This is a genomic window from Psychrobacter sanguinis, from assembly GCF_020736705.1.
Taxonomy (GTDB): Bacteria; Pseudomonadota; Gammaproteobacteria; order Pseudomonadales; family Moraxellaceae; genus Psychrobacter; species Psychrobacter sanguinis.
On the sequence record NZ_CP085990.1, the window covers coordinates 2,183,983 to 2,198,195 of the forward strand.

Genomic DNA, 14,213 nt, shown 5'->3' on the forward strand with positions numbered 1-14,213 from the left:
GAGGAGTACCTTCGGGTACTCCTTTTTTATGTCGATTTACTTGCTATTTGGTTATAAATTGGAATAATAGTTCCACAGATGCCGCAACTTATGATTTAATATCAACATGCTATGGTTAATTCACTGTTTACAGAGCGGGGTAACCTGCTTATTTTTTAACAGAGTTTTCATAGTTTATTGACAGAGCTGTTATCACGAAGATAACGGTTATTTGCTTATAAGGTTCTTAAAGGACTATAACTTTAAAGCTATTTCAACTAATCATTTATTAAGGTCACAAGGATATGACAGAAGTTATAAATAAATCAGATTTGATTCAGGACGTCTCGGCTCGTTGCGACTATATCTCAGAGACAGAAGTCGATGATGCGGTCAGAGAAATTATCGAATTACTGTCTGAAAAATTAATTGAGAATAATCGGATTGAAGTGAGAGGTTTTGGTACTTTTTGTTTGCATCACCGTGAGGCCAGACAAGGCCGTAATCCTAAAACCGGTGAAATGGTTATGGTGCCACAAAAATCTATTCCGCATTTTAAACCAGGTAAAGCATTACGTGAGGGCGTTAACGACAAATGGATGTAAACGCCATAAATTTAATGCTATCCTGTAACTCTTATTTTTTATATGTTAATTACATTAGGTGTGTGACTTGAAAGCTCGATTTAGAACATCATCACGCTTTACCCGTAATACTATCATTTCATTGATTCTTATCGCCTCATTACCATTGGTTGCTTATGCAGCCGGTGGTAATGCAGAGGCTGACGCTGCCATTCAGACATACGCTTATGGTGTCCATGTCGCCTTATTGGTAGGCTTTATTGTACTATCGGTCTTTGTGTCCTTTATTTGTTCGGTATCAGAAGCGACACTACTGACTATGACGCCCTCTTATGTGGCATCAATCGCAGAAGAAAACCCTGCAAAATCAGCGATGTTAAAACATGTCAAAATAGACAATATTGATCAGTCTATTGCGGCTATTTTGACCTTAAATACAGTGGCCCATACTGTGGGGTCTTTAGGAGCAGGTGCTCAGGCCACAATTGTCTTCGGAAGTGAATGGTTTGGGGTGTTTTCTGCACTGATGACCCTTTTAATCTTGATTGGTTCGGAGATTATTCCTAAGACTATTGGTACCGTATACTGGAGACAGTTATCAGGTCCAGTTGCTTATTTTGTGAAAGGTATTATCTTCCTTTTATACCCTTTAATTTGGTTTTCAGAAAAAATTACCAAGTTATTAACACGGGGTAAAAAAGCGAATACCTTTAGCCGTAATGAATTTGCAGCGTTAGCCAGTGTTGGTGAGCAGTCAGGTCAAATAGATCCTCTAGAGTCAAGAATCATTCGAAACCTTTTGGCATTTGGTGCTATTAAGGTAGAAGATATTATGACGCCAAGATCAGTAATGCATGCTTTTGATCAGTCGATTACAGTGGCAGAATTACTGGCAAATCGTCCAAAACTAATGTTTTCAAGATTACCCATTTATGATGAAGACTTAGATAAAGTGACAGGTTTTGTCTTAAAGTCAGATATCTTATTGGCAAAAGCCAATAACCATATGGACAAGCCGTTAGAAAGCTACAAGCGTGAAATTACTTTTGTATTTTCTAAAATGAAGCTGTTTGACTTATTAGACTTGATGCTAAATAGCCGTATTCATATAGCCATTACAGTGGGAGAATATGGTGAAGTTAAAGGCCTGGTCACCTTAGAGGATGTACTAGAAACCTTACTCGGCTTAGAGATTGTCGATGAGGTAGATAGAGTAGAGGACATGCAGGCATTAGCACGCCAAATGATGCAGCGCCGCTCAGCACGTTTAGGCATGCTGGTTGAAGATGATGATACCATCATTGATTAAAAGCTACTTAGTGCTTAAGACTTAGTGTTTAAGATAGTGTAATAAAACAAAGGGTAATCTGGATAAGATTGCCCTTTACTTTTTTTATTTGTGACTAAATATTACAAGACGTTAATAATCAGCTAGGATAAGCCTAATTGAATTGTAGTAAGATAGAAGTTAGGTTAAGACGTTTAATTTCATGAAATTTATAGTCTTAAGCTTAAATCCATTACAATAATATAAAGGAAGTCATGATGATAAAGAGTTTATTTAGCTCTAGAAAATCTCTAGCGGGTATCTTAGCGCCAGTGGCTATTGTAGCGACTGTCGGTGTTGCCGCAACTTCTGCACAAGCAGCAATATCAGAAGCTGCTGTACAAAGCTATGCTGCCCAAATGAAACAAGCAGCAAATAGTAAAAACGTGAATAAAGTATCCAGCTTAGTAGCAGATGAGGCGCTAATTTCACTATCACGCCGAGGTAAAACCACCAGTTTAGACAAAGCAGCTTACTTGAAGCTATTGCAAGACAGTTGGGCAAAATCTAGTAACTATGCGTATGATATTTCAATTTCAAACGTAGTAATAAGTGGTGAACAAGCGAAAGCTGATGTCAAAACGGTTGAAACTTGGGTAAAAGATGGTCAGCAAAGAACGATGAGTACCACCTCACGCGCCACCTTAAAGTCAGATAATAACAATGCCGTGCTTTTAAGAGCAGTGTCACAAGTTACTATTGAATAATACGCCTTCATTATGTTCCATCGAAAAAGTTTGTAATATTTACAAACTTTTTCGTTTTTTGTATTTAGGAAATTGCTGATATACTCAGGCGTTGAGTATAAAGCCTGCAGTCTATTACTTAAAGTTTAATAGATTAAGGGTAAGCTTTTTGAACAGTTTTTAGACTGATTTTGGACTTTAATAGGGAAGTAACCACTGGTATATATAACTGTATATAAAGTGGTAATTGCTAAGGTTTTGATGCCCATAATCTAAAAAGCTATTCATAAAAGTTATTATAGATACAATTTTACATCAAAAGCCATTATACTTTGTGGCGCATGTTGTCCTTACTTACTCACAAACTATGTCTTAATATATAAAAATTTTAATATATAAAGTTGTTTTCACTTATTATACTGGGTTGTTATTGTCATGAACTTTAGAAAAACCTCTATTCGATTTTGTAAGCTACCTTTAGTTATTGCTATAGGCTCAGTAATTTTAGCCGGTTGTAACAGCACAGCACCAACTCAAGGTACACAACAGGTGACTCGTGTTCCTGTTGCACAAAACGAAGCGGTGTCCAATGTACCGGCTACCAGAGGTTATAGTACCTCATTGCTAGATGATGAGAGTCTATCGGAGCTTGAAAATTTATTAGAAGCCACGGATATGAAAATGGTGGAAGATGATAAGTTGGCCATTCAGCAATATGGTAACTTGTGGGACAGAATGCGAGCAGGTTTCCGCATGAACCAAAGCTATGGCTTCGGTCAGCAGCAAAGAATTGATGCTCAGAAGAACTGGTTTATCAGTCGTCAAGAGTATATTAACCGTCTAACCGCTCGTGCGAGTCGTTATTTATATCATACTGTACGTGAAGCGGAACGTCGTAATATTCCAACAGAATTGGCATTACTACCGGTTATCGAGAGTTCATACGATCCAACAGGTACTAGTAACGCGGCAGCGGCAGGCCTATGGCAGTTCATTCCTAGTACCGGCCGTATCTATGGTCTAAGCCAAACCCCAACCTATGATGGCCGCCGTGATGTTATTGAGTCAACACGTGCTGCTTATGACTTCTTAACGTCGTTACATAACCAGTTTGGCAGCTGGGAGTTGGCATTGGCCGCGTATAACGCTGGTCCAGGTCGTGTTCAAAAAGCCATTGATGCCAACCGTGCTAGAGGGTTACCAACAGATTATTGGTCTTTATCGCTGCCTACTGAAACCATGCATTATGTGCCACGCTTCATGGCGGTTGCTCAAATCATCAAAGATACCAACCAATATAGTATTTATTTACCTGCTATCGCCAACCGTCAGCATTTTAGAAGCGTCCCAGTCAATTATGGCGTGAGCTTGATGGAAGTTTCACAACTGACAGGCGTGGGTTATGATGAATTAAAAGCGCTTAACCCTTCATTAACCAGCGGTCGAGTGGATTCTTCAGGACCTAACCGTGTCATTATCCCCAACCAAGTTAACATCGTTGTAGACTCTAAGCTAAGCACTCTAAAAGGCAATGGTGGGGGTATCTCTCCTTATACTATCCCTGATTCTCAATATGAAGTGATGGCTAAGTCATCGGATGGTTTGGCTGATTTTGCAAGCAAAGCTCGTGCACCGCAACAAAATAGCAGCTATATTGCTCCAACGCCTTCATTCTCATCGGGTGCGACTATCACTAACACAGTGAGTGAACCGCCTATTAGTGCCACTGAGAAGAAAAGAATTGAGTCTGAATTGGCGGCTTCTAATACCTTGCCAACCACTTCTGCTCAGTTGACTAAGAACGTGACCATCGTTCAAGAGCCACCTTTGTCTCCTGAAGAGAAGAGCTTCATTTCGCAACAAATTCGCCAACAAGCACCAGAAGTGGGTGAGGTAGTAAGTCCGGTAGATGGTAATATCAAACTTGATGCCATTCAAACTCAACAATCTATTCTGGAAGCACGCGGTTTAGAGAAGAAAATTAGCTTTGATAAACCTGCTACTCAGCAACAAGACAGTACTCCGCCTAAACCAACAGGTACCCGTAGTGTTTATACCGTACAACGCGGTGACACCCTGTTAAATATCGCCACACGTGCTGGCTTAAACTGGCGTGATATCGCAGATTGGAACCAAATTAATCCCAACTCAACCTTGTTGGCAGGAACCAAGCTGTATCTATATAACGCTAAGCCTATTAAACCTTTAGACAGTTCAGTCGCTAAACCTGATGTCACTCAGAGTGACGCTCAGCCTAATACTTATATCGTACGCCCAGGCGATACGTTAGTGGGAACAGCAAACCGCGTCGGCTTGAGTGTGTCACGTTTGGCAAGCTACAACGGCTTGCCTACCAATGCTCAATTGCGCACTGGTCAAAAATTATGGCTCATCCCTGGTATGGTTAAAGAAACCACGACCAGCAGCTCTAGCAGTAGCACTTCATCAGCATATAGTGGTAAGACTAAGTCCTACACTGTCCAGCGCGGTGAAGGTCTAATTGGCTTAGCGTCACGCTTCAATATACCTGTCACCACATTAGCTGCCATGAATGATATGAGCCCTAATGAGCAATTATTGGTAGGACAGCGTCTGACTGTACCGGCCGATACTGCTTCATCAAGCAGTAGCACAAGCTCATCGAGTAGTAACAGTAAATCTTCTTCTAGCTCTAGCAGCTATAGCGGAGAAACTACTCGTTACACGGTCAAGTCAGGTGATACCCTAATTGGTATTGCCAATAAACTTGGGGTGGCTCATACCCAAATCGCTGATATTAATAACTTCTCAGCGACTACTCAGCTACAGCGTGGTCAAACCATTAAACTGCCTGTGGCCAAAGAGCAAGTTGCACGTAACTTGAATAATCAAACCATCAAGTATAAAGTGCAATCAGGAGATTCATTAACGGCGTTGGCAAATAAATACGACCTGTCTATAAGCGATCTTGCTAAGGCCAACAACTTAAGTGTGACCTCTAATCTGTTGGTAGGACAAGTGATTACGATTCCAGGCAGTAGTGGTAGCGCTTCGTCAAGCAGCAGCACCTCAAGTAATACTTCAAGTAGTTCTAGTAGCAGCTCAAAGTCTTCAAGTAGCAGTACTTCAAGCTCAAAAGTGAACTATACCGGAACCTATAAAGTAAAAGCGGGTGATGGTCTGATTAACCTTGCACGTGAGTACGGGGTATCAACAGCAGACTTAGCAGCCGCTAATGATATTAGCACTACCGCTGGTTTGTTCGTAGGTCAAACGCTGAAAGTACCTTCGAGTAAAGCAAGTGGTGGCTCCTCTTCGAGCGCTAGCTCGAGTGCTAGTTCATCAGCCCCTGCTTCTAAAGCAACCTCTACCAGTGGTAACTATACCGTTAAGTCAGGCGATTCACTGATTGCTTTAGCGGGTCAATACGGGGTAAGCGTTAGTCAGCTGGCAAGTGCTAATGGCTTGAGTAATAACGCGCAATTACAGATTGGTCAAAAGATTACCATTCCTGCGACCACCACTAATTATAAAGTGCAATCTGGAGATAGCTTGATTGGGTTGGCTAAGAAATATGGTATAAGCCCACAGAAGCTAGCAGAGTTGAATGGTATTAGTAGTACCGCGATGCTACAGTTGGGTCAAACCATTAAAGTTCCTGTTCAATAAACAGCACGTCAAAAGTTAGATCAAAAAAAAAGAGCTCAATTTGAGCTCTTTTTTTGTTTAAAAATTGATGGTCCTGCCATAAAGGTACTGCTTATAAAAGTTATGACAGTTATAACAGTTTGCGAACTTAAGTCGTTTGCGTTTTGAGAGACTCTAAATAGCTACGGATGTTAGTGACATAATGCATGCACTGAGTGTAGCGAGAGTTATAAATGGCATTTTCTGACATATAGGTATAGACATTCGACCAGCTGTTGGGATTTTGACCTTTATCGGCCAGTTTCTGTTGAATGCTTTTGACCGCATTGGGGCCCATATTGTAAGACGCTAAAGCAAACCATAAACGGTCTGGATTTGGCACGTCTTTGAACGTGGCTTTCATCTGCTCTAAATAGCGAGCGCCACCACCGATACTTTGATAAGGGTCTACTCGGTCTGAGACGCCCATAGCCTTAGCAGTGTTGTTGGTTAGCATCATTAACCCACGGACTCCTGTAGGCGAAATCGCATTGGCATCTAAATGCGACTCTTGATAGCCCATAGCCACTAAAAGCTGCCAGTCATGGTTGTAAGTGCTGGCTTGCTGCTGAAAAGAGTTTTTATAGTGAGGCAAATTGGTATTTAATGCCTGTTCAAAATGCTTACGGTTATAATCATCTTCTAATAAAGTTTGATCATAAAAATTGGCAATTTTGGTGGTACTAATCAACTGTCCATCATCACATAGGAAGTGACTGGCTTTAACGGCCAGAGGATCAGTATTGCTTCGGAAACTCCAATTGGTTTTTGGATGCAAACCATTAGTAGCAAGAGTACTGTCAAAGCCGCAGCTAATATTGATTGAGGCCACACCAGACTCTGTACTTAACTTAGTGCTGGCGGTGGTTAATGCCATATCTGCATCACCTTGGCGAACGGCTTTTAAGGCTTCTGCATCCGTGTCATATTGCTTGACCTTTAAGTCCACACCCAAATCATGGGCGTAAGAGCGGGCTATATCATAGCCAAACCCATGCTCAAATCTGTCTGTAGAAAAATACGTACTGCTGCCCTCTACAGAGGCCAACGTTAAGGTTTTTGACGCCATAACATTATCATACCAATTCTAAAAAATAACACTCAAGTCGCACCACTCCCGCTGAGTGATAGACCTAATTAAGTTAGTCTGATTACACAATGCATTCCAAGCGTCACATGCCGCATCGACAATCGCATCATAACTCTCAAAACAGCGATTAGATAACCAATGCTGTTTAAGGTACTGCCATACCTGTTCAGCAGGGTTAAGCTCAGGTGAGTAGGGAGGCAATTTAAGCATGGTCACATTGTCTTGATCCAAACTTGGTTGGTGCCATAGCGCCCCATCCATAACCACCACGGCATGCCGACCTTCGGGAACAGCTTTACTGATTTCCTCCATATGCAATGCCATAGCTTGCTTATTCACATAAGGTAGAACAAGTCCAACACTCTCACCTGTCGCCGGATTAAAGGCACCAAATAGATAAGTTGATTCAAACTGCTGCTGCCTGACTACTCGAGGTCTTTGTCCTTTATAGTGCCAAACCCTTGTGATAGAGCCTTGTTGGCCAATACGTGTTTCATCCTGAAACCATATATCAACTTGCTTGATATCAACACCATCAGGTAGAACTTGCTTTATCTGCTCAAGGAAGTTTTTTTATATGCCTCCATGACTTTAGGATCTGCCTTAGGATGCCGACTACGCGCAGATACCCAGCTCATACCAATACGTTTCATGAGAGGATAGATCGCTTTAGGGGTATAGTTGGCGTTAAATTGCTCCTTGGCGATTTGTGCGATGTCTTTTGCCGTGAGCCTACCACCACCTCTTTGCTGCTGAGCTTCTACTATCGCTTGTTTGAATGGTTCTATGTCTTTTTCTGCTAAAAGACTCTTTCTGCCTCTGCCAGCTGCGTCATAGACACTAGTGATACCATGCAACCAGTATTTCCTTCTTATGGTATAGACGCTTCTAGGGTTATAGCCAAAGTTCTCTGCTACGGTCGCTATAGGATGACCTTGACTCAGTTGATGCAGCATGAGTAGTCTGATTCGTGCTCTGGCATTGCCTTCTGTTTTAGATAATTGCAGAAAATCGTGGTCTGTGAGTTTATGATTTCTAGGGGTTTTTTTCGGCATGTGATTCTATTATGTTGTTGAGTTGGTTATATTGTACCTTATTTTTTGGAATTGGTATCATAAGCCTCTGCTTCTGTACTGAACAATGCCGTGGTCAAGCTTTTTGCGGGCAAAGATAATACCGCAATGCCAGAGAGAGTGGCTAGCATCTTAATCTTAGTAAACTTCTTGTTTACAGTAGGGCGTTTTGCAGTAAGCTCAGGGTAGTGTAGGGGTGTTAAAAAATGAGGAATATTTTTGGTATTATTAGAGGAATTGGTCGATAAATTATAAGTAAAGTATTGATTGTCTTTGCGATTGATCCAATGAGATAGTCGTTGCATGGATGTCTCCTTTGTCCAACCATCCATACTGTGTAGAGCTTAATACACCATTGTATTAAGGACTCTTTAAGCCACAGTTATGAGCAACATAGGCGTTATACGCATTCAATATATTAATCTATACTCTATGCAATGTGGCATAGCAGATTGTATGGTCAGTCATTAACAGACCCATTATTAATAATTATTGAAGCCAGTCAAAGTGGGCAAAAACACAAATAGCCACTTGTCTTGGAGGTATAACGTTTGATTTTTCCATTCACAACGCACTTATACCTTAATCACTTCAGCCCCGCTAAGGCAAAACCTGATTAAGGCCATTTCATTAAAGCACGGTATTAAATTGGGTGAAATCAAATATGTTACTAGCAAGACGAATTAAAACAGCGCTTAGATAAATATCAAAACTGAGGACAGCTTATGTAAAGCCGATGACAGTTTAGGATAAAACCACTCAGATACGACAACCCATATCACAAAGTTGTTTGTCCAAGAAGTTTATGACGACATTTTGAGAGTCTCTAAAATAACCATCTAACAGTGCACTAAAAGCACAACGATTAAAAATAGAGCTATCAAAATCAAGCATAGAATGGCCAATTATTAGCACTTTGGCTTTCTATGAACCGTCACTTGTCTAAGTGTTATTTTTAACAGGGGGCACAAAAAGATAAGTTAAACCAGATTATAAATATCTTAGTTAGTTATCTATTCGAGCTCCTATCATCAACTTGTTTAACGCTATCCATAGGCCAACAAACCAATAAAATTTGAATTGGTCATAGACATAAAAGATTAAGTCAAACAAGCCGAAATCCGCACCTGCGATAGTTTGTTAAATTTGGCAGTTCACGGCAAATCAAAACCAGCAATTGATACTGGTTCGCTTCTAACATTATATTGTGTCAGTATTACGAAAATTCAATGGGATATTCACACTGATTGGTAACCGTGCGATAAGCCTATTGATATTTACCGCAATTTTATGAGGTCGCTATACTTTTTATTTAAAAATATAGGAGATTTAAAGTTAAAAAATGCTTAAAACTCACGCTTAAAGTCATAAAATGCTGAAAGCTGTAGCGATGAATTAATCGATAGCCACAGCATTTTGCTCGCTAATTATATCAATAATCAAGTTTCAGGATTGTATGATAATTTTAATCAGCTATTTACAGCAGCGTAATAGACAGTAGCCTATTGCGATTAGACCTAGCTGGATTAAGCGGGATTGGGATCATCAATGAATGTCACCTCTAGCCCTAACGTACTTTCTATCACCTCACCTAAAGTCTGAATACCTCCCATCTCTGTTGCATGATGTCCGCAAGCTAAATAATCAATACCGAGCTCACGCGCCGAATGAGTGGTGCGCTCAGAGATTTCACCAGAAATGTATAGCTGACATCCCATATTGGCTGCTTGCTCAATCATGTCTTGGGCACCGCCAGTACAAATACCAACTTTAGAAATAATCGATTGATTGCCACTGATATGAGTTGGGATGCGCTGTAATCTTTGGCTGACTTTTTCAATGAAAGCCTCGATAGCGATAGGCTCACATTGGGCGATATTGCCTACGGGGTTCTTTTCATTAGGATACAAAGCCCCAGTGATTTTCAAATCTAGCAAGTTGGCAAGTGCCGTATTATTGCCAATCACAGGATGAGCATCTAAAGGCAGATGATAAGCCAATAATGAGATATTATTTTGAAATAGACTGCGGATACGTTTACCTTTCATGCCAGTGAGTGGCTCCGGCTCTCCTTTCCAAAAATAACCATGGTGCACTAAGATGGCATCTGCCTCTTGTTTGATGGCCGCTTCAATTAGATTTTGGGTCGCTGTCACCCCAGTGACAATCTTTTTGATAGGGGTGTCGGCATCTACCTGTAGGCCATTAGGGCAATAGTCTTTAAATTCACTGACTTTTAAGTAGTCGTTGCACCACTGCTCGAGATCTAAGGGGTTTATTTCTGTCATTATTGATTCCTTGTTGCCTGTTTGTTGATTAATAGTTTGGTGGTTAATGGGTAGAAAAATCACTTTATAACTTGCTAAATATTGAATAACTGAGATTGAACGGGTTTTATAACATAACGGTTTTAACGTGCTAAGGTGTATGGGGGTAACATGAATAGAACAATATACCCTGCAAAATTTGAGAGAGGTTCGCCAATAAATGACTAACAAATGTTAAACTAATGATATTTTAATTTATTGATAATTAATTAAACTACTAAAACATTCTCCATCTTCCTAAAATCCACTAAACCATGGACATATGGTGACAGGGTTTAGGTAACCTAGTTTGGTTAACCCATCAGTTATTTAGGAGTGGGTGGTTGAGCCATTAGTAAGTTTAGCGCATCGAGGAGTCACATGTCTGAATCGTCAAAAACCAGTGTCGTCTGGAAGATTTTACCCTGGTTATTATTGGCTGCGGTTTTAGTAGCTTTTATCTGGGTTTATATTGGACAGAAAACCAGTCAACAATCTGCTTGGGAGCCCCCGCGTAATGAGGCCAATTCTATCTCATTAGATAGGGATAAGCTCTCTGATAAACCAGAGCCTGTTTTGTCGTATCATGATGCGGTTGCCAAGGCATCGCGCTCAGTGGTTAATATTTATACCACTCAGAATATCCCACAGAATCCTTACATGGATGACCCGATATTGCGCCGTTTTTATGAATTTCATGGTCAAAACCCTCAAGCCAGTCAAGAAACCAACTTAGGGTCAGGGGTGATTGTCTCAGCGGATGGCTACATTGTAACCAATGCTCACGTAATTGCCAAAGCGGATGAAATCGTTGTGGCACTTAATGATGGTCGTAAGGCTGTTGCTAAAGTAGTGGGTACTGACCCTGACAGTGATTTGGCGGTGATTAAAGTAGACATGCAAGGCTTAGAGCCGTTGGCGTTTAGAGAGAAGCCTATTGAAGTGGGTGATGTGGCCTTAGCCATTGGTAACCCCTTCGGTGTGGGTCAGACGGTGACTCAAGGTATTATCTCTGCCACCGGTCGTACGGGGTTAGGGGTGAATACCTTTGAAGACTTTATCCAAACCGATGCTGCGATTAACCCAGGTAACTCTGGTGGCGCATTGGTAGATGCTCGAGGCGAATTGGTGGGTATTAACACCTTAATTTTCTCACGTTCAGGTGGCTCAATGGGAATTGGCTTTGCCATTCCGACTGCATTAGTTGAACAAGTGATGAATGCCATTATTAAAGATGGTAAAGTGAGCCGTGGCTGGCTAGGTATCGAAGTCCTGTCGCAGCTGCGTGACCCTTCACAGATAGATAGCACTACGGGCGTTGTGGTACGTAACATTATCCCTGGTAGCCCTGCTGCGAAGAGTGGATTGAAGGTAGGCGATGTGATTCTGTCTATCGACGGGGTAGAGATGACCGATTCTAATACACTGATTCAGCATGTGGCTCGCAAAATGCCTAATAGTGTGTTGGCGGTACAAGTAGTACGTGGCTCAAAGAATATGAATATTGATATTACCTTGGCTGAGCGTCCTACTCAAACAGAGGTTGCCGTACCTATGGAAATACCAGCAGATCCAGAGCTGCTATTAGAGCCTGATCCAAATGGCCCACCATTGACCGATGAGCAACGTGCTCAGCTTAGAGAAGAGTTAATTCAATTGTTTGAAAATGGCGCTCGACCAAAAGTAGACCCCATACCACAATAACTCTTCAGTAAGCATCCGACCAACCCCCTATTGCGGTGGCACCCAGCGATGAGGTAACAACTCATCCAGACCCTCTTGAGTAGGCAGGCGTCTTAGCACGTCTGTCAAATAAGCAGACACATCCAAACCATTTAAGCGAGCTGACTGAATGATTGACATAATATTCGCAGCCCGCTGCCCACTTCGCAGCGAACCGGCAAACAACCAGTTTTTACGCCCAAGTGCCCACGGACGCATCTGATTCTCCGCCCAATTATTATCAATCGGCAGCCTGCCATCATCTAGATACTGAGTCAGCGCCTGCCAACGTTTCAGGCAATAATCCATCGCCTTACTAATACTGGCATTTTTAGTGGTTAACTGCCTTTTTTCTTGTAACCATTGGTGCAGCTTATCGGCAATCGGTTTGGCTTTTTCTTGCCTGATTTGCCGAACTATTTGGGGATCTCTTGGCATTGGGGGTGTATTTTTTTCAAATCGCTCGTCAATCTCACGTTCAACAGCATACAACTGCCTAAATAACGTTAATGCCTCAATGCTCACGATACTTTGGCCAGTGATATGCAGTTCATGAAACTTACGCCGTGCATGGGCCAGACAACCGATTTCTGTCACACCTTGATGAAATAAGAACTTATACCCGCTGTAATCATCGCAAACCAGCTTACCGCGCCACTTATCTAAAAAGGCTTTAGGATGCTCATTACGACGGCTTTCAGCAAAGTCATAGACCACCGCTTTTAAGGAGCTGTGCTGTGGCGTAAGATACGCCCAGACATAGCCTTTTTTTAATGATTTACCACCTACCTTTACATGGTTCTTCATGATAGATACCGGGGTTTCATCGGCATGTAAGATAGGCTCAGACAGTAATAGTTCATGCAAGCGACTGACTAAAGGCTCAAGGGCAACGCCGCAGCGTCCTACCCAGTCTGCCATAGTAGCATCGGGGATATTTACCCCACTTCGCTGATAGATAATATTCTGCCGATATAACGGCTGATGGTCTGCATATTTGCTAATAAGGATGTGTGCAAGCAGCTCTGGGGTGGCGATGCTTTTGTTAATAATCTGCTTGGGGGTAGCCGCTTGATGAATGATGTCACACTCACGGCATACCCATTTAGGGTAGATGTGACGCTCAATATAAAACTGCTTAGGGATAATGCCAAGTTTGTCTTGTTTATCCTCCCCAATTCGCTTCATTTGACAGCCGCAGTCACAGACGGTGGTAAGTGGTTCATGAACCTGGGTTTTCACCTCAAGGTTGTCAGGAATCACTGTGTATTTAGCACGCTTTGTTTTTTTAGGCTGATCAGTAGCTGAAGCTGGCAGCTCATCTGTGTTCTCTTTGCCGGCTTTAAGCTCACCCTCATTAATGAGGGTTTCTGCCTCAGTACGATCAATCGCAGGCAGCTTGGCAAGCTCATCTTGGCTTAAGCCGCTAAGGTAGTCATCTCGGATTTGTTCAAGCTGCGCTAAGTCCTCTTGCGCGGCCTCATAGTTTAAGTGGGTTTGTCTGGCAGTGATGCCTTCGCTTTTTTGTCCATAGAGCCGGTGAATAAGCTGCTTTTGTTTTTCGATGAGTTCAAGCACTTGTTCATATAGCTTGTGGTTTTCCTCAACCACTTGGTTAAAAAGCTGCTGTAGTTGATCGTGACTTGTGTTCGTTTGAACAAGCTGTTGCTGCAGGTGCTCATTACGCTGTTCAAGCAGGTGGATTTTCACCAGAAGCTCGGCGTAAATGGGGTCTTTTGATAAGTCGGATAAGTTAGCAACAGTCATGGCGATATGTTGC

General features: G+C 41.9%; 11 protein-coding genes. 5 read left to right on the top strand and 6 right to left on the bottom strand.

Going from position 1 to position 14,213, the window contains the following annotated elements; all coding sequences use genetic code 11:
• Nucleotides 1–284 precede the first annotated feature (284 nt).
• The 4 genes from LK453_RS09200 to LK453_RS09215 all read left to right on the top strand — a co-directional run bounded on the left by LK453_RS09200 (nucleotide 285) and on the right by LK453_RS09215 (nucleotide 6,224).
• Nucleotides 285–584 (top strand): integration host factor subunit beta, encoded by a 300-nt coding sequence (locus LK453_RS09200; protein ID WP_007395208.1) that lies wholly within the window; start codon nucleotides 285–287, stop codon nucleotides 582–584.
• Nucleotides 585–651: 67 nt separating this feature from the next.
• The gene (locus LK453_RS09205) at nucleotides 652–1,872 is read left to right on the top strand and encodes a CNNM domain-containing protein (RefSeq protein ID WP_007395207.1); all 1,221 of its coding nucleotides are present in this window, start codon (nucleotides 652–654) and stop codon (nucleotides 1,870–1,872) included.
• Nucleotides 1,873–2,108: 236 nt separating this feature from the next.
• Nucleotides 2,109–2,597 (top strand): hypothetical protein, encoded by a 489-nt coding sequence (locus tag LK453_RS09210; protein ID WP_144295767.1) that lies wholly within the window; start codon nucleotides 2,109–2,111, stop codon nucleotides 2,595–2,597.
• A 414-nt stretch (nucleotides 2,598–3,011) separates the two neighbouring features.
• A complete protein-coding gene (locus LK453_RS09215) occupies nucleotides 3,012–6,224 on the top strand; it encodes a lytic transglycosylase (protein ID WP_007395204.1) in 3,213 nt (1,070 codons plus the stop codon).
• A 127-nt stretch (nucleotides 6,225–6,351) separates the two neighbouring features.
• Here LK453_RS09215 and LK453_RS09220 read toward each other — a convergent pair whose 3' ends face one another.
• From LK453_RS09220 to LK453_RS09240, 5 genes are all read right to left on the bottom strand, one after another.
• On the bottom strand, nucleotides 6,352–7,311 hold the full coding sequence (locus tag LK453_RS09220) for a transglycosylase SLT domain-containing protein (RefSeq protein WP_227674370.1): 960 nt from the start codon (nucleotides 7,309–7,311) through the stop codon (nucleotides 6,352–6,354).
• Between the two features lie 18 nt (nucleotides 7,312–7,329).
• Nucleotides 7,330–7,887: an IS630 family transposase gene (locus LK453_RS09225; protein ID WP_201534484.1), complete on the bottom strand. Its 558-nt coding sequence runs from the start codon at nucleotides 7,885–7,887 to the stop codon at nucleotides 7,330–7,332.
• Nucleotides 7,884–8,387 (bottom strand): winged helix-turn-helix domain-containing protein, encoded by a 504-nt coding sequence (locus LK453_RS09230; protein ID WP_201534378.1) that lies wholly within the window; start codon nucleotides 8,385–8,387, stop codon nucleotides 7,884–7,886. Before LK453_RS09230 ends, LK453_RS09225 begins: the two co-directional genes overlap by 4 nt.
• Before the next feature lie 38 nt (nucleotides 8,388–8,425).
• Nucleotides 8,426–8,710, bottom strand: a complete 285-nt coding sequence (locus tag LK453_RS09235) for a hypothetical protein (protein WP_227674492.1) — start codon at nucleotides 8,708–8,710, stop codon at nucleotides 8,426–8,428.
• Nucleotides 8,711–9,931: 1,221 nt separating this feature from the next.
• Nucleotides 9,932–10,693 (bottom strand): Nif3-like dinuclear metal center hexameric protein, encoded by a 762-nt coding sequence (locus tag LK453_RS09240; RefSeq protein WP_044298339.1) that lies wholly within the window; start codon nucleotides 10,691–10,693, stop codon nucleotides 9,932–9,934.
• 399 nt (nucleotides 10,694–11,092) lie between these two features.
• Here LK453_RS09240 and LK453_RS09245 point away from each other — a divergent pair, with 399 nt between their 5' ends.
• Nucleotides 11,093–12,415: a S1C family serine protease gene (locus LK453_RS09245; protein ID WP_007395200.1), complete on the top strand. Its 1,323-nt coding sequence runs from the start codon at nucleotides 11,093–11,095 to the stop codon at nucleotides 12,413–12,415.
• Nucleotides 12,416–12,442: 27 nt separating this feature from the next.
• On the opposite strand, the gene tnpC is transcribed toward LK453_RS09245, so the two are convergent.
• Nucleotides 12,443–14,200 (bottom strand): IS66 family transposase, encoded by a 1,758-nt coding sequence (tnpC, locus tag LK453_RS09250; protein ID WP_227953990.1) that lies wholly within the window; start codon nucleotides 14,198–14,200, stop codon nucleotides 12,443–12,445.
• Between the last annotated feature and the right edge of the window lie 13 nt (nucleotides 14,201–14,213).